The 20,822-nt window shown below is 61.5% G+C and carries 15 protein-coding genes; 8 read left to right on the plus strand and 7 right to left on the minus strand.

What is annotated here, in order from left to right; translation table 11 throughout:
- The first annotated feature begins 26 nt into the window (after positions 1–26).
- Positions 27–2,138, plus strand: a complete 2,112-nt coding sequence (locus tag OKC31_RS03280; RefSeq protein ID WP_270656260.1) for an alpha-amylase — start codon at positions 27–29, stop codon at positions 2,136–2,138.
- Positions 2,139–2,213: 75 nt separating this feature from the next.
- Here OKC31_RS03280 and OKC31_RS03285 read toward each other — a convergent pair whose 3' ends face one another.
- A complete protein-coding gene (locus tag OKC31_RS03285) occupies positions 2,214–2,840 on the minus strand; it encodes a glutathione S-transferase (protein WP_270656261.1) in 627 nt (208 codons plus the stop codon).
- Positions 2,841–3,010: 170 nt separating this feature from the next.
- Here OKC31_RS03285 and OKC31_RS03290 point away from each other — a divergent pair, with 170 nt between their 5' ends.
- The 4 genes from OKC31_RS03290 (at position 3,011) to OKC31_RS03305 (ending at position 6,584) form a co-directional block, all read left to right on the plus strand.
- Complete coding sequence (locus tag OKC31_RS03290; RefSeq protein ID WP_005338467.1) at positions 3,011–3,655, plus strand: response regulator; 645 nt, start codon at positions 3,011–3,013, stop codon at positions 3,653–3,655.
- A gap of 113 nt (positions 3,656–3,768) precedes the next feature.
- Entirely contained in the window at positions 3,769–4,365 is a 597-nt protein-coding gene (locus OKC31_RS03295) for a TetR/AcrR family transcriptional regulator (RefSeq protein ID WP_139493617.1), read from the plus strand.
- 82 nt (positions 4,366–4,447) lie between these two features.
- Positions 4,448–5,326, plus strand: a complete 879-nt coding sequence (locus OKC31_RS03300; protein ID WP_270656262.1) for an alpha/beta hydrolase — start codon at positions 4,448–4,450, stop codon at positions 5,324–5,326.
- A gap of 112 nt (positions 5,327–5,438) precedes the next feature.
- On the plus strand, positions 5,439–6,584 hold the full coding sequence (locus OKC31_RS03305; protein ID WP_270656264.1) for a patatin-like phospholipase family protein: 1,146 nt from the start codon (positions 5,439–5,441) through the stop codon (positions 6,582–6,584).
- Positions 6,585–6,612: 28 nt separating this feature from the next.
- On the opposite strand, the gene OKC31_RS03310 is transcribed toward OKC31_RS03305, so the two are convergent.
- Positions 6,613–8,565 (minus strand): monovalent cation:proton antiporter family protein, encoded by a 1,953-nt coding sequence (locus OKC31_RS03310; protein ID WP_005338473.1) that lies wholly within the window; start codon positions 8,563–8,565, stop codon positions 6,613–6,615.
- A 118-nt stretch (positions 8,566–8,683) separates the two neighbouring features.
- Here OKC31_RS03310 and OKC31_RS03315 point away from each other — a divergent pair, with 118 nt between their 5' ends.
- On the plus strand, positions 8,684–9,586 hold the full coding sequence (locus OKC31_RS03315; RefSeq protein WP_123173574.1) for a GGDEF domain-containing protein: 903 nt from the start codon (positions 8,684–8,686) through the stop codon (positions 9,584–9,586).
- 83 nt (positions 9,587–9,669) lie between these two features.
- On the opposite strand, the gene tilS is transcribed toward OKC31_RS03315, so the two are convergent.
- Positions 9,670–11,028, minus strand: a complete 1,359-nt coding sequence (gene tilS, locus OKC31_RS03320) for a tRNA lysidine(34) synthetase TilS (protein WP_123173575.1) — start codon at positions 11,026–11,028, stop codon at positions 9,670–9,672.
- Positions 11,029–11,208: 180 nt separating this feature from the next.
- On the opposite strand from tilS, the gene OKC31_RS03325 reads away from it, so the two are divergent.
- Positions 11,209–13,242, plus strand: a complete 2,034-nt coding sequence (locus OKC31_RS03325; protein WP_270656265.1) for a M13 family metallopeptidase — start codon at positions 11,209–11,211, stop codon at positions 13,240–13,242.
- Positions 13,243–13,300: 58 nt separating this feature from the next.
- Positions 13,301–13,744, plus strand: coding sequence for a PliI family lysozyme inhibitor of I-type lysozyme (locus tag OKC31_RS03330; RefSeq protein ID WP_005338483.1), 444 nt, complete (start codon positions 13,301–13,303; stop codon positions 13,742–13,744).
- Between the two features lie 76 nt (positions 13,745–13,820).
- Here the strand turns inward: OKC31_RS03330 and pdxY are convergent, their stop codons facing one another.
- The 4 genes from pdxY to cadC all read right to left on the minus strand — a co-directional run bounded on the left by pdxY (position 13,821) and on the right by cadC (position 20,604).
- On the minus strand, positions 13,821–14,681 hold the full coding sequence (gene pdxY / locus OKC31_RS03335; RefSeq protein ID WP_270656266.1) for a pyridoxal kinase PdxY: 861 nt from the start codon (positions 14,679–14,681) through the stop codon (positions 13,821–13,823).
- Positions 14,682–14,774: 93 nt separating this feature from the next.
- Positions 14,775–16,907 carry a lysine decarboxylase CadA gene (locus OKC31_RS03340; protein WP_123173578.1) on the minus strand — a complete coding sequence of 711 codons (2,133 nt, stop codon included), beginning with the start codon at positions 16,905–16,907 and terminating at the stop codon, positions 14,775–14,777.
- A gap of 77 nt (positions 16,908–16,984) precedes the next feature.
- Positions 16,985–18,319: a cadaverine/lysine antiporter gene (cadB, locus tag OKC31_RS03345; protein ID WP_005338486.1), complete on the minus strand. Its 1,335-nt coding sequence runs from the start codon at positions 18,317–18,319 to the stop codon at positions 16,985–16,987.
- Positions 18,320–19,059: 740 nt separating this feature from the next.
- Entirely contained in the window at positions 19,060–20,604 is a 1,545-nt protein-coding gene (gene cadC / locus OKC31_RS03350) for a lysine decarboxylation/transport transcriptional activator CadC (RefSeq protein WP_123173579.1), read from the minus strand.
- Positions 20,605–20,822: the final 218 nt, after the last annotated feature.

Here is a 20,822-nt window from a genome sequence, read left to right on the forward strand (position 1 = left end):
GAACTGCCCTGCTCAAGGAATGGCTTATGCGTCGTGCTCATCACTTATCCCCTCTCTGGCTCGCCCTGCTGGCTGCCCCTCTGTTCATCCAACAGGCGATGGCCGCCCCCGAGGTTCGCCTCTATGTGGATGGTCAACCGGTGGCGGCCCCGCTCGCACTGGACAAGGGCACTGTGGAGCTGACCCATCCCCTTGCCAAGGGGAGCCACCAGATCCGCATAAGCGACGCAGGAAACAGTTGCGGCACCAGCTTTGGCCCGAGCGAGAGCAAGCCGCTCCCCTTCGGCACCGCCCAGCCCATGGACAAATGCAGCAAGGATCAGAGCTTTACCCTGCGGGTGATGCTGGCTGGGGAGTATCAGTTCACCTTCAACCCGGATACCCCCAGCCTCAAGGTGCTACGGGCGACCAAGAAGAGCGAGTTCAAGCGCCAGCCACCAGAAGAGCCCTGCATCAGCTGGGATGGCGGCCCGGTCACGGTATCCCTGAAAGGGGTTTGGCCCGAGGGTACCCGACTGAGGGATGCCTACTCGAAACAGGAGGCGGTGGTCAAACAGGGCAAACTGACTCTGACCCCGAGCAAAGAGAGCGGCGGCCTGCTGCTGCTCGAGCCGGTCAAGGCAGCCAAGCCAGCACCGTTCAGCTGGGATCAGGCAAGCGTCTATTTTCTGCTGACCGATCGCTTCCACAACAGTGACCCCGCCAACGACCACAGCTTCGGCCGCCAGAAGGATGGTCAGGATGAGGTAGCCACCTGGCATGGCGGTGACTTCAAGGGGCTGACCGAGAAGCTCGACTACATCAAGAGCCTCGGCATGAACGCCATCTGGATCACCCCCATGGTGGAGCAGGTGCACGGCTTTATCGGCGGTGGCGAGCAGGGCAACTTCCCTTTCTACGCCTACCACGGATATTGGGCGCTCGACTTCACCAAGATTGACCCCAACTACGGCGATGAAGAGAGCCTGAAAACCCTGGTGGACGAGGCCCACAAGCGCGGCATGCGGATCATCCTCGACGTGGTGATGAACCACGCCGGTTATGCCACCCTCGCCGATCTGCAAGGTCTGGGGCTCACCGAACTGACCCAGAACAGCGGCAAACTGCCGACCGTCTGGAACCAGTGGCGCCCGAGCGGTGGCCTCAACTGGCATGGCTACAACCAGTTCATCGACTATCAATCACCCGCGTGGAACAAGTGGTGGAGCGGTGACTGGGTGCGCGCCAGTCTGCCCGGCTACCCGCAGCCCGGCACCGACGATGTCACTGGCTCGGTGGCGGGGCTGCCGGACTTTCTGACCGAATCGACCAAACCGGTAGGGCTGCCGCCGTTGCTGGCCGCGAAAAAAGACACCCTCGCCAAGGCGCTGCCCAACGCCACCGTGAATGACTATCTCATCGCCTGGCACACCGACTGGGTGCGCCGCTTTGGCATCGACGGCTTCCGCGCCGACACCGTCAAGCATCTGGAGCCCGAGGTGTGGGCCAAGCTCAAGCAGGCGGGCACCGCTGCACTCAAGGAGTGGAAGACCAACAACCCGGGCAAGGCCCTCGATGATCTGCCCTTCTACATGGTGGGCGAGGTGTGGGATCACGGGGTGGCCAAGGATTTCTGGTATCAGAACGGTTTCGATTCCCTGATCAACTTCGACTATCAGCGCGAGTTCGCCCTGCCCCAGGCCCAGTGCATGACCAGCGCCGAGCCCACCTATGCCAGCTACGCCAGCCGCATCAATCAGGATCCCGAGTTCAACGTGTTGAGCTACATCAGCTCCCACGACACCAAGCTGTTCTTTGGAGACTATCAGGATGTGCCGCTACAGCGCCGGGTCGCCAACAGCTTTATGCTGCTGCCAGGCGGCATCCAGCTCTACTACGGCGACGAGTCCGGCCGGGGGCTCGCCAAGGATGGAGGGGTGTTCGATCAGGCGTTGCGCTCGGACATGAACTGGCAGGAGCTGGCCAGCGGCGACAAGGCTGAGCTGGTCAAGCACTGGCAGCAACTGGGCCAGTTCCGCGCCGCCCATCCGGCCATTGCGGCAGGTAGCCACCAGAAACTCTCGGATGCCCCCTACGCCTTCGTGCGGGAGAAGGGGGATGACAAGGTAGTGGTGGTCTTTGCCGGTCGGCAGAAGTAACTCTTGGGCCACATTCACCAGCAACAGAGAGGGGAGCCAATGGCTCCCCTCTCTCGTTCATCTATCTGCCACGGTTCACTGTGACAGGCGCGCCGCCACCGGCCACTGCAACCGCGCCTTGAGCAGGGTCTCCTGCCACAGAGGCCAAGAGAGCAGCGTCTGCTGATAGGCTCCGGCCTGACCGGGCAACAGGATGCCGTAGCTGGCCAGTCGATAGGCCATCACTGCATAGAAGGAATCGACAATGCCCGCCTCGCCAAAGTAGAAGGGGCCCCGCGCCTGCGACCAGATCTCCTGCAAACGGGCCAGCTCACCGACCGCCTCCACCGGGGGATCGATACGGGTTGGCGCCCCAAGAAAGAAGGGGAGCAGAGAACGGATCTGCCGAAATCCCGCGTGCAACTCGGCGCAGAGGCTGCGAGCCAGTGCCCGCTCGGCCAGCGAAACGGGATAGAGCTGGCGCTCGGGACAGAGCTCGTGAACATATTCGGCGATGGCCAGCGAGTCGTGAACCCGCACGCCATCGTGTTCGAGCCAGGGCACCAGACCGGCCGGTGCCAGCCGCTTGAGCCGCGCCAGCGACTTGGCATCCTCCAGATCGAACACCTGCTCCTGCCACGTCAGCCCGCTCATGGCGAGCACCAGTGCCGCCCGCATCGCCCAGGTGGAGCCGGTGCCCACCACCAATACCAAGGATCCCATCTGTTGCCTCCTGCATGAGTTGCCTGCGACCGGCCGATCTGCCCTGATGGCAAAACATCCGATGGTCGCTTCACATTTGCGCACCGGCGGGTTTGACCCTCTTGGTGAGCGATGCTAGTTTGATTTTTCAAAACAATCAGTTAGCAACAATGTGAGCCATTAACCGAAATATGGACAGCCAATTTACCATCGTCATCGCAGATGACCACCCCCTGTTTCGGGGCGCCCTATACCAAGCGGTGCACATGGCCATCAACGACGCTCAATTGCTGGAAGCGGACTCCATCGACAGCCTGACCAGCCTGCTCGGCGAGCACCCCGAAGTTGACCTGTTGCTGCTCGATCTCAAGATGCCGGGGGCCAACGGCTTCGAGGGGCTGGCCCACCTGCGCGGCCAGTATCCCGACCTGCCCATCGTGGTGGTCTCAGCCTCGGAAGATGCGGCCATCATCCAGCAGGTGTTGCGACTCGGAGCGCTCGGCTTTATTCCCAAGTCGGTACCGATGAAGGAGCTGGTCAATGCCCTCAATACGGTGATCGGGGGGGATAACTGGGTGCCGGAAGGCATCTCGCTCCATCCCGAATCGGAAGATGGCCCCGATTTCGCCAGCAAGCTGGCCAGCCTCACCCCCCAGCAGTACAAGGTGCTGATCATGCTGCGCGATGGCAGCCTGAACAAGCAGATCGCCTGGGAGCTCAATGTCTCCGAGGCCACCATCAAGGCCCATATCACCGCCATCTTCAGAAAACTGGGCGTCAAGAACCGAACTCAGGCGGTTATCGCCCTGCAACAGCTCGATATCAAGGAGAGCTGAGCCCCGAACGCGGCGACACAGGCCAGATGAGATAGCCAGCCATGCTGGCTATTTGTTGCTCGACAATTAGCACGATCGTACTTTATGCTGCCAGCGCCAACGAGGAGAGAGTGATGAGCAAGGGGCGCCTGACCCGGGAAAACATTTTGCAGACTGCCTTCGAGCAGGCGAGCCAGCAAGGGCTGGAGAGCCTGACCATCGGCTCGCTGGCCAGCGCCTGCGAGATGTCCAAAAGCGGCCTGTTTGCCCACTTTCAATCCCGCGACAATCTGCAGATCGCCGTGCTGGAGTACGCCGCCGAAGTGTTCCGGCTGCGGGTGATCCAGCCGGTACGCCAGCAGGAGCACCAGAGCCAGCACGACAAGCTGATCGCTCTGCTGCGCGCCTGGCAGGCATGGAACCACTGCTTCGCCGGACGCTGCATGTTCCTCGATGCCTGGACCTCGGCGCAGGATGGCCATGAGCAAAAGAGCCAGGTGCAGCAAGCCGCCCGGCAACTGGTGCGCTTCTGGCTCGACTATCTGGCCCGTCAGGTAGTGCAGGGTCAGGCCGCAGGTGAGTGGCGACAGGAGATGGATCCCTGGCGCGCCGTTTACCGCCTCTATGGCCTCTATCTGGCGGATCAGGTGTTCAACGATCTCGAACTGTGTCAGGATCCGGCCCGCCACTTCTGGCCCGAGGTGGACGCTCTACTGAGCAGCTGGCGCTGATGTTTTGGCATCCGTTCAACACTAATTTTTAAAAACCAACAAAAAAGCACGACCGTTCGCAAATAAAAACCACAGGATGACCATGAGCAGCAAGATCTACTTCAACACCAGCCGCTTCAGCCCGAGCAAATGGCTGCTGGGGATCGGTACCCGGTTGCACTACAGACTCGCCCCCACCCATGCCAAGCGTACCGCCAGCAAGTTGCTGCTCACCCCCCAACGCAACCAGCGGAATGCCCACGAGCCAGCGGGCCTGGTGAAGCAGGCCGTCCATACCAGCGAAGGGGTATTGATGAGCTATCGGCTCGGTCAGGGGCCGCTGTGGCTACTGATGCACGGCTGGTCCGGCAGCGCCAGCCAGTTCTATCCGCTGATGAGCCATATCGCCGCGCAGGGTTTCACCGCCATTGCCTACGATCATCCGGCCCACGGCCAGAGCGCAGGCAACACTGGCCACCTGCCCCGCTTCGTACGCGCCTTCGACGAGCTGGCGACCAAGCTGGCCAGCGAAGCAGGTCCGCTGCACGGCGTCATCGCCCACAGCATGGGGGGCGCCGTCACCCTCTCCAGCCGTCAGCCGGGTATCGATACCCTGCCGCTGCTGTTGATTTCGCCGGTGCTCGACTATGTGCCCCAGCTCTACGGCATGGTGGCGCGCTCTGGCTACTCCATCCGGTTGTTCGATGCGGTGGTCAAGGAGATTGAGCAGGAGTACCAGCACCCCTTGAGCACGGTCGACCCGCTGGGTCGCCTCGCCAGTCGCAGCGGCGCGGCGATGATAGTGCATGACGAGGAGGACAGATTTGCACCGCACGGCGATTCCTTGCGGGCCAGTCAGGATGGTCATACCCGGCTGGTGAGCACCCGGGGACTGGGCCATGGTCGCATTCTTGCCAGTGCGCCGGTATTCGCCGCCTTCGATCAGCTGGCACGACCGGAAAATCCTCTCCGGGCCCTTTGACCGGGGGCCATGAAAAAAACGGGCAAGCGCCCGTTTTTATATTTGATACAGCGCCTTATAGTTAATTTGTCAGTGGGAGCATCCTTGTCAGAACACTATAAGGCGCCAGCATATGGCCAGACCCAATACAGCGTTGTTGCTCACCGGAGGCGGAGCGCGCGCCGCCTATCAGGTCGGCGCCCTCAAAGCCGTGGCGGAGCTCTACCCGCGTAATCTCGGCATCCCTTTTCCCATCCTGTGTGGCACTTCGGCGGGGGCCATCAACGTCACCGCGCTCGCCTGCTACGCCTCCTGCTTCCATCTGGGGGTGCGCAAGCTGGAGTGGGTCTGGCGCCGTTTCGAGACTCACCACATCTTCGATTTTCACCCGGGGCGCCTGCTGTGGCGGCTGATGTACGAGGGGTCGGCGGGGCTGATCAATCCCCACACCAACCACGCCTTTCACCTCTTTGACAACGCGCCGCTGCACCGCCTGCTGGATCAACTCATCGACTATCACCGCATCGATGACAACATCCTCTACGGCAGTCTGGAGGCGCTGGCCATCACGGCGTCGGATTACGATGACGGCCTATCCACCACCTTCTTTCAGGGGCGTGCCGACCACCATCCGTGGGAGCGGGCCAGACGGCGCGGGGTGCGCACCGTGCTTACATCGGAGCACCTGCTCGCCTCCTCGGCGTTGCCCTTTGTCTTTCCGGCCACCCGGATCGGCGAGAAATTCTACGGCGACGGATCCATCCACCAGCTGAGCCCGCTCAGCCCCGCCATTCATCTGGGTGCGGAGCGGATCCTGCTGATCACCCTGGATCCGCCAGCCCACTCGGCGCCGACCCATCACCACGGCCATCTCACCAGCTCCAATATTGCCAGCCATCTGCTCGATACGGTCTTTACCGACACCCTCAACTCCGATCTGGAGCGGCTGTGGCGCATCAACCAGACTCTGGATCTTATCCCTGAGCGGGAGCGCAATCGCCTCAAGCTGAAACGGGTGGAGACCTGCGTGCTAAAACCGAGTCAAGATCTCGACACCATCGCACTGGCCTACCTGCGCAAACTACCGCTAAAGTTGCGCCGCCTGTTGCGGGTGCTGGGCGTGAAGGGGGATGAGACCAGCAGTCTGGCCAGCTTTTTGATATTCTATCCGGGTTATTGCCAGCAGCTGATCAAGCTGGGCTATCAGGACACCCTTAGGGAACGAGAGCGGATCACCGCCTTCCTCGATATCGAAGGGCAGCCAAAAGAGCGGGAATAAAGGGGGCTGCCGATGAGTGCGAGACGACTCAGCGCCCCTCCAGCAAACGCTGCTCCGCCTGCTCCATGGCCACCACGGTGCCAAACAGGATCAGTCGATCGCCAGCCGCCAGCACCAGCTCGGGTCTGGGTTCCAGACTCTGATCCCCGCGCTGCACCTCCTTGATCCGCACCTCATCGAGCGGCAACTCGCGCACTTCACGGCCTACCGCCCACGCTTGATCGTGCAGCAACAGCGGATGGAGGCGTTCAAGCAGCTGATCTGCCTCCAGATTGCTGGCGCTCTGATCCCCCCAGTAGAAGCCGTGCAGGAAGCGATACTGGCTGCTGCGCTCCAGCTCCATCCGGCGGATCACCCGACCGATGGGGATATCGCAGTTGAGCAGCAGGTGGGAGACCAGCATCAGGGCCCCCTCCTGGGACTCGGGGATCACCTCAAACGCCCCCGCCTGCTTGTACTGCTCCAGAAAACTGTCATCCCGGGTACGCACCAGCACCTTGAGATCCCCCGCCAGTTCGCGGATCAGTGCCAGCATCGCCTCCACCCGTTTGCGATCATCGAAGGTGATGATCACCAGCCGTGCCCGCAGCAATCCGGCGGCCAGCAAAATATCGCGGCGGCTGGCATCGCCGAAGGCCACCTGCTCCCCCGCCAGCTTGGCCTCGCTCACCCGCTCCGGGTCAAGATCGAGGGCCAGAAAGGGGATCTCCTCGATCTTGAGAAAGCGGGCACAGGTCTGCCCGGCCCGGCCAAACCCGGCAATGATGACGTGCTGGTTTTTGCTCAGGCCCGACTGGGCGACTTCGGAGCGGGTCAGCAGCGCCGGATCGGTGAGGCTGCGGGCCAGCGAATGGGCCTGGGTCACCAGCCAGGGGGTCATGGCGATGGAGATGATGCCGATGCCGATCAGCAGGGAGACCAGTTGCTGATCCAGCAGGCCGTGGTGCAGTGCCAGTGCCAGCAACACGAAGCCGAACTCCCCCACCTGACTGAGCATGATGCCGGCGGCCATGCTGTCACGCTTTCGCTCCCCCATCAGCCGCCCGGCCAGCAACACCAGCAGGGATTTGCACAGCACCAGCAGCACCACGCAGATCAGTACCTGCCACCATGCCCGCGCCACCAGCTCCCACTCCATGGCCATGCCGATGGTGATAAAGAAGAGCCCCATCAGCACGTCGCGAAAGGGCTTGATGTCTACCTCAAGCTGATGACGGTAGTGGGACTCTCCTAGCATCATCCCCGCCAGAAACGCCCCCAGCGCCATCGACAACCCCAGCGAATGGGTCATGTAGGCAGCCAGCAGCGCCACCAGCAGGGCACTCAGCACGAACAACTCGTCGGAGCGGGCTCGCGCCACCTCGTGAAACAGCAGCGGCAGCAACCACTTGCCCACCGCCAGCAGAGTGAAGAGAGCAAACAGCCCCTTGAGGGTGGCCCAGGCGATCTCGGCGGCCAGGGCGCTCCCCTGCACTTCCGGCTGGGCGAGGATGGGGATCATCACCAGCAGGGGCACCACCGCCAGATCCTGAAACAGCAGCACGCTCACCCCCAGCTGGGCGCGGCGGGTATGGAGCTGCTTCTGCTCGCCGAGCTGCTTGATCACCACAGCCGTGGAGGAGAGTGCCAACGTTCCCGCCACCACCAGCGACTGGGCCAGACCCAGCCCCCACCACCAGCCGATGGCGAAGAAGAGCAGTGACGTGAGCAGCACCTGCAACATCCCCACCCCCAGCACCAACCGACGCATCGCCAGTAATTTCGGCAGGGAGAACTCCAGCCCCAGCGAGAACATCAGAAAGACGATCCCCAGCTCGGCAATGGTCTGCATGATCGACTGGCCGGTGATCACCGCCAGCCCGTGGGGGCCGAGCAAGACGCCGGCAATCAGGTAGGCGAGGATGACCGGCAAGCCGAGGCGCCGGAAAGTTGCCACCAGCAGAACGGCGGCGAACAGCAGGATCAACAGGTCGGTGTACAAATTTTCCTCTCCTTTTATCGACTTAAGCTTAGTCAGCCGATCTGGCGGGCAGGAAAGATATATTGGGCATGCCAATTGCAGGGAGGAGACAGTAGTCAGGTGTTACAGGTGGAAGACCATGGAAAATACGTCGTCACTTAATGGCTTTAGCCATGGCATCGAGCAGTGGGTTCGCCAGATGGAGCGGCTCACGCCGTTGCCCAGCGTTGAACGCAACCAGTTGCTCGAGCAGTTGTTGGGGCAGAGCGATCTCGGCGGTCTGCTGACAACTTTTGCCGATCGTGCGGCAAGAATTGTCAGGATCCACGGTCTCTACCTCGATTGTGGCCAGCCCCATGTGCTGATCCAGCACCCGCCGCTGGCCACCCTCAACCTGCACAACTATCCGTTCGAACTGCGCGGTCAGCATAGCCAGCTGCTCGGCCAGCTCCACTACGAGCTGGAACATCCGATGAGCGGCAGCCAGCAACGGGTACTGATGCAATACCATCAGCTGCTCTGCCTGCTGCTGCCCCTCTATCTGCGGCTGGAAAAACTGGATCAGCTGGTCAGGCTCGATCACCTGACCGGCCTTGGCAACCGATCCTACTTTGACGAGGCCATCGGTCGCGCCATCGAACAGCACAGCCGCGAGCCCCACGGTCTGGTGCTGGTGCTGCTGGATCTCGATCGCTTCAAGCAGATCAATGACACCTGGGGCCATCCGGTGGGGGATCTGGTGCTGAGCCGCTTCGCCCAGCTGCTCAAGGGGTGCATCCGCAGTACGGATCAAGCCTTCCGGCTCGGGGGAGATGAATTTGCCCTGCTGCTGCAACCGGCCGAACCCGAGGCGTGGCGCCCGGTCTGGCTGCGACTGCAGCACATGTTGATGACCAACAAGGAGCTCAGCACCTTCTCGGTCGGATGCAGCCTTGGCGCCGCCAGCTGGCAATCCGGGGTCGATGTGCCGAGCCTCTACGAGGCGGCCGACAGTCACCTCTACGCCCGCAAGAAAGCAGGCAAGGCCAGCCCTAACGAATAATCCCGAACTCTTCTTTGCTCCGGCACATGCGCGCCATGTGACCGGAGCTTCTTTTTTTGGGGTCCCCGCTCACACCGATCACCTCAGGAAAGATCCTGCTCGGGCAAAACCGGGGCGGCACCGCTTCCCTGCCAGTGGCACACCAGCCCGGCCCCCTGCGCCATAAAACCGTCGCAGACAAAGAGCCCCACTAACGCCGCCGCCTGCTCGCCATAGTAGAGGATGGGGATGCGCCCCCGCTGCCACGAAGGCACGCCATACTCCTGCAGCAGCTTCTTCATCCGCCGACTACCGCCCCGTCCCACCGGTTTGAGGGGGATCCCGGGCGCCACCTGAAAGCGCACCGAGAGCGGCTCATCCGCTCGGGGGGCACGCAGCAGCCCCTCGCCGCACTCCGCCATGCGTACCACCAGCTCGCCCAACCCGTCCGGCAGGCTCAGCGGCTCACCCACGGTCAGCGGCAACACCTGATGACAGGGTTGCAGGTCAGGGCTCACCAGATAGAGTCGCTCCTGAAAACGGCGGCAGCTCTGGCGCCCCCAGTTGAGCTGGGGATTGGCATCGCCGCGCGCCAACGCCACCTCCTGCCAGAGCCGGGCAAGCTGCTCGCGGGATGGCATCTCCCCCCCCTGACGGCGGATCCAGTAGCGCAGCAGGTTGTTGCGCCGGGTAGGTGAGAGGGCGTGCAGCGGGCCGATATGGAGCGCCTCCCCCTCGCCCGCCAGCTGCCAGTCGCTCTCGGCCAGCTCCTCCAGCAGCGCCTCCTGCTCGGCGCACAGGGCCATGCTGCGCGCCGCGGTCTGGGCCATGGCGGGCCAGCGCGCCTTGAGTTGGGGGATAAGCGTCTGGCGCAAAAAGTTGCGGTCATAGCTCACGTCCTGATTGCTCTCATCCTCCACCCAGCCAAAGGGTAGGCTCGCCGCCGCCTCGGCCAGCTCGGCGCGACTCATATCGAGCAGCGGCCGCAGCAACAGGCCGCCAGCAAAGGGCTGGCTTGGCAAGATCCCCGCCAAGCCGCGCAGACCAGCGCCGCGCTTGAGGGCCAGCAGCAGGGTCTCCAGCTGATCGTCCTGATGGTGAGCGGTGAGCAGCCACTCCCCCTCCCGCATCCGGGCGGTCAGCCGCTGGTAACGGGCTGTGCGCGCCTGCGCCTCCAGACTCTCGCCATTGCCACAGGCCAGAGTCACCCGCTCGACCAGCAGCTCCACCGCCAATTGCTGACACACGGCTTCACAATGAGCGACCCACTCATCAGCATGGGGACTGAGGCCGTGGTGCACGTGCAGGGCACGAACTGGCAGGCCATGCTCGCGGGCATACTGGGCCGCCAGCACCAGCAGCAGGGTAGAGTCGAGGCCGCCACTGAAGGCCACCTGCAGACCGGTGGAACCTTCCGGCGCTGGCATAGTCAGACAAAAGCGAGAATAAAGATGAGAAATCATAGGCTTCCCCAAAACGGACCGGCCGATCTTAGCAGAGTCGGGCTTATCAAGCTGCAACCCTGCTGCTAGAGTGAGGCTCGCCCGCCCTCTCCACCAAGCTGGCCGCAAGGCGGTCGCACAACTGGTTGGAGCAAGGAAGATGGGCAGGGAAGCAAACAACCCGAATTGGAATCAAACAAGATGAACAATAAGAAAAGCTTACTGGCTGGCCTGATTGGACTGGCCCTGCTGGCTGGCTGCAGTCAGGCACTGCAAGACTCCCCCAAACACTCCGGGCTGGCGCTGGCCAATATGGACACCCAGGTCAAACCTGGCGATGACTTCTTCCGCTACGTCAATGGCAAGTGGCTCGCCACCGCCAAGATCCCCGACGATCGCCCCGCCGATGGCGCTTTCTACATGCTGCGGGACAAATCCCTCGCCGATGTGCGGGTGCTGGTCGAGGGGCTGGCCAAGCAGGAGGCCGCCACCGGCACGCCGACCCAGCAGATCCGCGATCTCTACGCCAGCTATCTGGATCAGGCAGGCCGTGACGCCAAGGGGCTCACCCCGCTGGCACCGGCGCTGGCCGATATCGACCGGATCGGTGATCAGGCTGCATTGGCCCGCGCCTTTGCCCAGTCGGGCCGCATGGGCGGCGGCGCGCCGTTCGGCATCTGGATCGACGCCGATGCCAAGTCCCCCGACCGCTATGCGGTCTACCTCTATCAAGGTGGACTGGGGCTGCCGGATCGGGACTACTACCTCAAGCAGGATCCCGAGAGTCAGGCCCTGCGCCAGAAGTACCAGCTGCATATCGCCGCCATGCTGAGCCGCCTCGGTGAGTCTGACCCGAGCGGCAAGGCCAAGCGGATTCTGGCACTCGAAACCCGGCTCGCCACCATCCAGTGGGACAACGTCGCCCTGCGAGATCGGGAGAAGAACTACAACAAGCGCCCCGCCAGCGAACTGGCACGGCTCGCCCCCCACCTCGACTGGCAGGCCTATCTGAACGCCGCGGGCATTGCTGGTCAGCCGGATCTCATCATCGGCCAGCCGACCTATCTGAGCGCGTTGGATCAGGTGATGGCCCAGACCCCCATCGCCGACTGGCAGGCCTACCTCAAGTGGCAACTGCTGACCGATTACGCCCCCTATCTCGACAGCGAGACCGACCGCGCCAACTTCGCCTTCTACGGCACCACATTGAGCGGCACGCCCAAGCAACGCGCCAGCTGGGAGCGGGCGCTCGGGGTGCTGAACGATCATCTGGGTGAAGCGGTCGGCCAGCTCTATGTGGCCCGCTACTTCCCGCCAGCAGCCAAGGAGCGGATGGAGCAGCTGGTGGAGAACCTGCGCACCGCCTACGGCCAGAGCATCAAGGAGCTCGACTGGATGTCGCCCGAGACCAAAGCACAGGCTCTCGAGAAGCTGGCCAAATTCCGCCCCAAGATCGGCTACCCCGACAAGTGGAAGGATTACAGCGCCATCGCCATCAAACCGGATGATCTGGTGGGCAACCTGCAACGCTCGCAAGCCTTTGAATACGCAGACAGTCTGGCGCGCCTCGGCAAGCCGGTTGACCGGGACGAGTGGCACATGTCGCCGCAGACGGTGAACGCCTACTACAACCCGAGCAACAACGAGATCGTCTTCCCGGCGGCCATTTTGCAGCCCCCCTTCTTCGACATGACGGCGGATGATGCGGTCAACTACGGCGCCATCGGCGGGGTGATCGGCCACGAGATGGGCCACGGTTTTGATGATCAGGGGGCCAAATCCGACGGCGACGGCATGATGCGCGACTGGTGGACACCGCAAGATCTCAAGGAGTTCCGCTTCCGCACCAGCCGTCTGGTGGCCCAGTACAACCGCTTCGAGCCCATCAACGGCCAGTTCGTCAACGGCCAGTTTACCCTGGGGGAGAACATCGGCGATCTGGGCGGCCTCACCATCGCCCACAAGGCCTACGAGCTGTCGCTGGATGGCAAGGAGGCGCCGGTGCTGGATGGCTTCACCGGCGAACAGCGCTTCTTCCTCGGCTGGGCGCAGGTGTGGAAGGGGATGTATCGCCCCGAGCTGATGCAGATGCTGCTGCGCTCCGACCCCCACTCGCCCCCCGAGTACCGGGTCAACGGCGTGGTGCCGAACATTCCCGCCTTCTACGAGGCATTCAACATCCAGCCGGGGGACAAGCTCTATCTGCCGCCCCAGAAGCGGGTGAAGATCTGGTAACAGCATCACGGCGGGCTCCCCGGGAGCCCGCACTCAACAGACAGCAAGAGGTTGCAAGATGAACAGAGCATTGATGATGGCAGGGCTGCTGACCCTGCCGCTGGCGGCACAAGCACAAGCCGAAGAGGGATTTAGCAAGCAACTGACCCTCCCCTCCGGGCAGGTGATCCGGGTGGCGCAGGGGGCCGGTGAGCCCGCCTCCATCGGCAGCTATGACGTGCGGCTCTATTCGGGCCAGAACGCCCAATTTCCACTGGATGAGTTTCAGGATGGCAAGGTGATGGCCCGTAACGGCTTTATCCGGGAGCTGAAACTGGTCGATTTGAATGGCGACAAACAGCCCGAGCTGGTGGTCATCATCGAGAGCGCTGGCAGCGGCAGCTATCAGGATGCCGATGCCTACACCGTCAGCCCGCAGGGTGAGCTGGAGATCTTCAATCAGGTCAAGGAGCTGGAGCCCAAAGAGGATGTGGTCAAGGCGCTCAAAAGCCCGCAAGACTAAGCCCTCTCCCCGAATCTGAAATATAAAAAGCCCTGATGATCAGGGCTTTGTTGTTTCTGCTGTTGGTACAAACAGCTCAGAGGCGGGTCGCCCGGATGGAGACCTGCGGCAGCGCCATCTCGTGCTGGGCAGCAACCAGTTGCAGCTCGTAGGCCCCCGCCAGCCAGGTCCGGGCCAGTACCGCATCCACGCTGGCGTTGGTAAGTTCGAACGCCGCTACCGGGGTACAACCGGCCAGCAGATTGGCCAGCATGGTGGCGCTCAGCAGATCCCCCACCCCGATGGGATGGCGGGCAAAAGGGTAGAGCGGGCGGGAAAGATGAAAGGTCCCCTCCTCGCACACCAGCAGCATCTCGAAGCGGTCCATGGCAAAACCGGCCTTGCCCAGATGCTTGACCATCACCAGCTTGACCCCTTGCGCGCGCAACTGCTGGCACGCCTCAATGGCCTCCGGCACATTGCGGATATCGCGGCCGGTGAGCTGTTCCAGCTCCAGCAGATTGGGGGCCAGCATATCGGCACAGGCCAGTGCCCTGGTTTTCAGAAAATCGGCGACGCCGGGTGCCACTATGCACCCCTTGTCGGGGTGACCCATCACGGGGTCACAAAAATAGAGGGCGTTTGGATTGAGCGCCTTGAGCCGGGCCACCGCCGCCAGGATCTCCTCCCCCTGTTCGGCAGAGCCGAGGTAGCCGCTCAAGATCGCATCGCACTCGGCCAGCACACCGATCTCCGCCAGGCCGTTTACCAGCTGACGGATATGACCGCCGGGCATCACCATCCCCTGCCAGCCTTCGCGGTATTGGGTGTGGTTGGAGAACTGCACCGTGTTCATCGGCCACACCTCGATCCCGAGGCGACGCATGGGAAAAACGGCGGCGCTGTTGCCGGCACAGCCAAAGACTACGTGGGATTGAATGGAGAGCACTCGCTTCATGGTTGGCGACTCACGCAATAAGAACAGGAATTCCGGAGGGAAAAACGGGCCTTGCGGCCCGTTGTTGTCACTTTCGACTGTTGTCACTGTCGATTAACGCAGCACCTTGACGGTGTAGCTGCCATCGGCCTGACGATAGAGGCCGTGGATGTCGGTCTCGAAGCCCGGGTAGTGGGCGCCGATCTCGCACAGCATCTCGAGGAACTCGAGCACCGGCAGAGAATCCTGGGTCACCATCTCGCCCGGCAGAACCAGCGGTACTCCCGGCGGGTACGGCAGGATCATGTTGGCGCTGATGCGATCAACCATGTCACGCAGCGGCACTTCCACCACGTTGCCTGCCAGCTCTTGCTGCCATGCGGCGTGCGGAGTCATCTTCATCTCCGGCAGTACGTCGAACGCCTTGAACATCAGCTCCGGCAGACGGTACTTGCTGGTCAGCTCGTGAATACGCTGCGCCAGCTCCTGGATACGCATCCCTTCGTAGAAGCTCGGGTCTTCACGATAGAGGCTCGGCAGGATGTTCTTGATGGTCAGGTTCAGGTCATAACCACGTTTGAACTCGGTCAGGGCGCGCAGCAGCTGCATCGCCTTGGACTGATCGATACCGATGGAGAAGAGGAACAGCATGTTGTAGGGACCGGTCTTCTCGACCACGATGCCGCGCTCGTCCAGGAACTTGGAGACCAGAGAGGCAGGGATGCCCTTCTCCAGCAGCTTGCCATCACGACCCATACCCGGAGTCAGCAGGGTGACCTTGATCGGATCCAGGTACATGTGGTTGTCATCGATGTCCTTGAAGCCGTGCCAGTCATCTTTCGGATCCAGCTTCCAGCACTCGACGGTGTCGATGTTGTCCGGCTGCCATACGTCGAAGAACCAGCCTTCGCTCTGATCACGCAGACGCTTGATCTCTTTGCGGAAGGAGATGGCGCGATCGATGGAGTCCTTGATCAGACGCTTGCCGGTGTTGCCACGCATCATGGCAGCAGAGATCTCGGTCGATGCCACGATGCCGTACTGCGGCGAGGTGGAGGTGTGCATCATGAAGGCTTCGTTGAAGGTCTCTTCCTCCACGTCACCCTTGATGTGGATCATCGAGGCCTGGGAGAAGGCCGCCAGCAGCTTGTGGGTGGACTGAGTTTCGTAGAACACCTTGCCCGGCATCGCTTCGCCGCTCATGCCGCACTTGCCTTCATAGATCGGGCTGAAGTTGGTGTAAGGCACCCAGGCACTGTCGAAGTGGATGTAAGGAGTGTCCAGCGCCTCCTTGATGAAGCCGGTGTTGTAGAGCAGGCCATCATAGGTGGAGTTGGTGACCACGGCGTAACGGGGAGCCTGGGCACCCGGTGTCGCGGCAACCTTGGCAGCGATGGTATCACGGCTGAATTCGCTCTGCGGGATACCACCCAGAATGCCGTAGGCGTTGCGGGTCGGACGGAAGTAGATCGGAGTCACGTCATTCATCATCATCAGGTGAGTGAGCGACTTGTGGCAGTTACGGTCAACCAGCACTGTGCTGCCGGCCGGCGCGGAGTACATGCCGACGATCTTGTTGGCAGTGGAGGTGCCGTTGGTAACGATATAGGAGCGATCGGCGTTGAAGGTACGGGCGATGTACTCTTCGGCTTCCTTGTGCGGACCGGAGTGATCCAGCAGGGAGCCCAGCTCCGGCATGGAGATGGATACGTCAGCCTTGAACGCGTTCGGGCCGTAGAAGTCATAGAAGATGCTGCCGGCCGGGCTCATCTGGAAGGCGGTACCGCCCATGTGACCCGGAGTACAGAAGGTGTATTTGCCCTCTTCCACGTACTTGAACAGCGCCTTGGTGAACGGCGGCAGGATGGCGTCCTGATACTCCTGAGTGGCCTGACCCATCTTGAGGGCGATGTCGTCGGCCATGCCGAGACGGTACTCGAAGAAGTGCACGTTCAGACGCAGGTCGGTCAGGTGAATGTCCAGGGTGGACTGGTCGTTGGCGAAGGCGAAGATCGGCAGCTTCTCGTTGCGATCGTGGATCTCCTTGCACAGACCCAGGGAGTATTTGTCCCAGTCGAAGATGGCGCCGCAAACGCGGGGGTTCTTCTCAATCAGTTTCAGCAGGTCGGCCACATCGACCGGATAAACAACCTCGAAACCCTTGCGCTCGAGGGAGGCTTGCAGCTGGCGAATGGGTTCTTCTTTAAAGAAAACGCCCAGGTGGTTGAGGATGGCAATGATATTCATCGTAATGCTCCACACATAAAGGGGCGCTCTCCATCAGGGATGGTGAGTGAAGAGCGCTCGGAAGATAAAAGGGGGAATTAGTTGCTGGGTTGTTCGCTCAGCAGGGCATCGTGCTGACGCAGACCCTGTTTTTTGGCGTAGAACATCAGGATGATGAGCGACACCACGAAGGTAGCGGTGAGGTTGGAACCCTTGGCACCCATCAGGGCCACCAGACAGAAGACACAGGCCACACCGGAGAAGATCATCGCGCCGATGCTGCGGGAGGTCATGCCCTCGAAGCGGATCAGGTTAATGCTGGAGTAGAAGTAGGGCAGCATGGTCAGCAGCACCGCATCTGTGGTCAGCACGTTGAAGAGATCGGCAGCATGAGCGGACTGGGAGGTGAAAGCGGTCAGGCCAACCATCAGGGCAGTCATCTTGAGGGAGCCCAGGATCAGACCCTTCTTGGCTACGCCGTTCTTGTCCACTTCGCCATAGATTTTCGGGAAGTTGCCGTCGTTGGCGGCACGCTTGCCCGCCTCGCCCACCAGCATCATCCAGGAACCGAGCGAGGTGAAGCAGGCCAGGGCGGTGAAGGCAGAGACGAACGGTGCAGACCAGCTACCGAAGATGGCGGAAGAGGCCATGGCAAACGGGGCGCCGGAGGCAGCCACTTCACCGGCCGGGAACATGCCGCTGATCACCTGGGTAGAGAGGATGTAGATAACACCCGCGATACCGGTACCCAGCATGGTAGCGAGCGGTACGGTGCGCTTGGGGTTCTTCACCATGCCGGAAGAGACGGCGGCAGATTCAACACCGACGAAGGACCAGAGGCAGATCAGCACGGCGCTGATGACCGCATGCAGGTCGCTGCCGCTGGTGGTATTCCAGTTCTGGCTGTAGACGGTGGCATCAAAATGACCCCAACCCATCACCGCAGTACCGACAACCGGCAGCAGGATCAGCACCAGACCCAGGGTACAGAGTCGGCTCACCCAGCTACCGCCAAGCAGGTTGACGAAGGTGAAGATCCAGACGGCAGCGATAGTGGCTGCGGCGGCCGGGATCGGGCTGTTGAGAATGGGGAAGAAGACCGAGAGGTAGGAGACGCCGGTAATGGCGATGGCCAGGTTACCGATCCAGTTGGCGTGGTAATAAAGCACACCGGTCTGGAAACCGAACACCGGAGAGATCTCGCCAGCGTAAGCAATGGGGCCACCCTCTTGCGGGTTCTTGGTAGCAAGGCGGGCGAAGACAAAGGCGAGGCCCATGGCGCCTACCAGACAGATTGCCCAGCTAAAGACAGAGATGGAGCCGATGGTAGCCAGTGCCGAAGGCAGCAGCGCGATGCCACTCCCCATCATGTTGCCGGCCACCACACCTGTACAGGCGATAAGGCCAATCTTCTTGCTCGTATCTAGGGACATAAGATCTCCGGTTCTATAAAAGGTCGGGTCGTCACATACACATTTGGCGGAACGCCCCGCCAAAGAATGGGCACAGACTAGGCCTCTCATCCCCGGAAAACATAAAGACCAGCTAACGGATAAAAATATGAGGCAACTTTTTTTGCCGCCTCGTCACTTTTGATAAAAACCATTTAAAAACAGTCAATTGACATCACATCACACAGCCGTCTTGATAAAACCTTGATATCCTTCCGCCCAATTTTTGCCCCTTGATAACCCCCTTATCTCGCCACCTTGATATTTTTGGTCAGATAAACCCGGGATAAAGCAGCTCCCATTGCGCCCCCTGCCCTTGCGGCCATTTAGAAGCCCTGCGGATCATCACCCTGAGTGGCCGCTCACCTCCTGTTCGCCCCGCCGCTCGGCTCATCACAATCCAGTCTCAGAGGTAAAGCGCAACGGCGATAACCTGTCAGCAATGAGAAATGGGTCGAGACAGACAGCTTATCCCGCCGCCAACAATGAGCAGATGTCACAAGCTGCACACGGCGCAAAGCCGGGCAGAATGCCGCGTGCAAGGCAAAGGCAAATGGGGATAGTGGGGAGCTGCGGGGGATAAATCGGGCCGTACCAGAGCGACTATCCCCGGTGGCAAACAAGCAGGATTGAAACAAGCAGAAACCGCACAGGCCGCCCGAAGGCAGCCTGTGGATGGGGTCGGCAACCGCACCGACCGGGGGAAAACCAACACTACGGAGTTAGAAGAGCTTCACCTTGCTCTGGCCCAGCGCATTGAACAGAGCCGGGGTGAGGCTCTCCATATTGCTGTAGAAACCGAGCTGCTGGCAGAGCAGATAGGTCTGCTCGGTCGCCTCCATCAGGAAGGCCTGACTGTAGGCATCCCCCGCCGCCTCGGGGCGACCATCCAGCTCCGCCAGCTTGCCCTGCAGTATGTAATAGAGCACCGAGCGGCCGCGACTCGCCGCCTTCTCCAGCAGATAGTTGGCCTGCTGTTGCTGGCCGTTGAGGATAGCCTGCAGGGTCAACGCCTCCCACACCCGGGCTGGCAGGGCGCCGCTGTTTTGCACCACGCTGGCGAGATGGGTGCCAATCCCCTGCAGTCGCTCGCTCTCGGATTTTCCCGCCAGAGTGGCCAGCGCCTCGCCCGCCAGATAGCGCTCCGCCAGCAGCAGCGGCTGATCCGGATGGGCAATCAGCGCCTGCTCCAGCAGATCAATCCCACGCTTGAGGGCGACCGGATCCCGGCTGTTGATGTAGTACTGCGCCTCCATCATCGCCATCAGGGAGGCATCATCGGTCGGCCAGCCCATCCCCGGCTCGGCATCGGGTTGGTCAAGGGCACGCAGCAGATCCTGGCTGCTCGCCTGCAACACGCCGTGCACACTGTGGCGACTGAGCTGGTACTGATGGCTGAACAGCACCCGGTTGGTGTTGATATTGCGATACTCCAGATCGAGATAGGTGCCGCGCGGCTGGCGGGTGACCCGCACACTCAGCTCCTTGCCGGGCATGATGCCCCCCATCAGAGTGGTGGCGCCGTACTGCACCCGCAGCGGCGTGGCCACCGCCACCTCCCCCATCAGGGCGCGGGTAATGCCATCGGCGAGGCGCACGTTCTCGTTGTTGTCATCCATACCGGAGTGGAAGCGGAACACCAGCAGATTGGGATCAAGCATGGCATGCACCTGGGGGCTGGTGTGCTGGTAGCTGAGCATGCTGACAATGGCGATCAGCACGATGGCAACGAAGATATCGAAACTCACCATCTTCCAGCGGCTGCGGGCATCCTTGGCATGGGTGGAGATGGCGCGGGTCAGGGGCCCGGCGGGAAAAGGGGCGATATTGGGCTGTGCATCATCCTGCTCAGCCGCGGGCGGGCTCAGATCGGAGAGCGTCGGGTTGTCGGAGAGAGCGGTATTGACCGCGGGCTGCTCGTCCGCCATCACCACAGAAACCACCTGTAACGGCCGCACCGGTGCCACCAGCTTGTAGCCGCGCTTGGGTACGGTGACGATATAGTCGGTCGCATCGGTGCGACCATCTTTGAGGATCTTGCGCAGTTCGAAGATGGACTGGGTCACCACCTGATCGGTCACCTCGGCGCCATCCCACACCTCGTTGATCAAGGCATCGCGGCCAAACACAGTGCCGGCATTATGGGCCAGAAACCGCAACAGGTTGACCAGTCTGGGTTCGAGGTAGACCTCGCGGTCGGGGCGACACAACATGTTGTCGTCAACGCTCAGGGTCCAGTCGTGGATCTCAAAAACCGATTCGCTCATGATTCACTCGCTGCAGATGGTGACAATGCACGATGAGAGAGACGCAAAACCCGGGCTGACTGAACGGAACAAGGCGCTATCACCACAGGTGACAGATAAAAAGAGAACCGAAGCAATCACATCTCTGAGAGTCAGTCTGGCCAGGCCATCCTGTTTACGTCTGAAGGGCATCCTTGCGGGCATTCCGACCACCGGGATCGGAAGGGATCACTTTAAGC

Source organism: Aeromonas sp. Y293-4 (assembly GCF_027705905.1).
GTDB lineage: Bacteria > Pseudomonadota > Gammaproteobacteria > Enterobacterales > Aeromonadaceae > Aeromonas > Aeromonas veronii.

Coding starts and splice junctions, on each gene's coding strand:
- OKC31_RS03280 (WP_270656260.1), top strand. CDS start 27: ATGCGTCGTGCTCATCACTTATCCCCTCTCTGGCTCGCCCTGCTGGCT.
- OKC31_RS03285 (WP_270656261.1), bottom strand. CDS start 2,840: ATGGGATCCTTGGTATTGGTGGTGGGCACCGGCTCCACCTGGGCGATG.
- OKC31_RS03290 (WP_005338467.1), top strand. CDS start 3,011: ATGGACAGCCAATTTACCATCGTCATCGCAGATGACCACCCCCTGTTT.
- OKC31_RS03295 (WP_139493617.1), top strand. CDS start 3,769: ATGAGCAAGGGGCGCCTGACCCGGGAAAACATTTTGCAGACTGCCTTC.
- OKC31_RS03300 (WP_270656262.1), top strand. CDS start 4,448: ATGAGCAGCAAGATCTACTTCAACACCAGCCGCTTCAGCCCGAGCAAA.
- OKC31_RS03305 (WP_270656264.1), top strand. CDS start 5,439: ATGGCCAGACCCAATACAGCGTTGTTGCTCACCGGAGGCGGAGCGCGC.
- OKC31_RS03315 (WP_123173574.1), top strand. CDS start 8,684: ATGGAAAATACGTCGTCACTTAATGGCTTTAGCCATGGCATCGAGCAG.
- tilS (WP_123173575.1), bottom strand. CDS start 11,028: ATGATTTCTCATCTTTATTCTCGCTTTTGTCTGACTATGCCAGCGCCG.
- OKC31_RS03325 (WP_270656265.1), top strand. CDS start 11,209: ATGAACAATAAGAAAAGCTTACTGGCTGGCCTGATTGGACTGGCCCTG.
- OKC31_RS03330 (WP_005338483.1), top strand. CDS start 13,301: ATGAACAGAGCATTGATGATGGCAGGGCTGCTGACCCTGCCGCTGGCG.
- pdxY (WP_270656266.1), bottom strand. CDS start 14,681: ATGAAGCGAGTGCTCTCCATTCAATCCCACGTAGTCTTTGGCTGTGCC.
- OKC31_RS03340 (WP_123173578.1), bottom strand. CDS start 16,907: ATGAATATCATTGCCATCCTCAACCACCTGGGCGTTTTCTTTAAAGAA.
- cadB (WP_005338486.1), bottom strand. CDS start 18,319: ATGTCCCTAGATACGAGCAAGAAGATTGGCCTTATCGCCTGTACAGGT.
- cadC (WP_123173579.1), bottom strand. CDS start 20,604: ATGAGCGAATCGGTTTTTGAGATCCACGACTGGACCCTGAGCGTTGAC.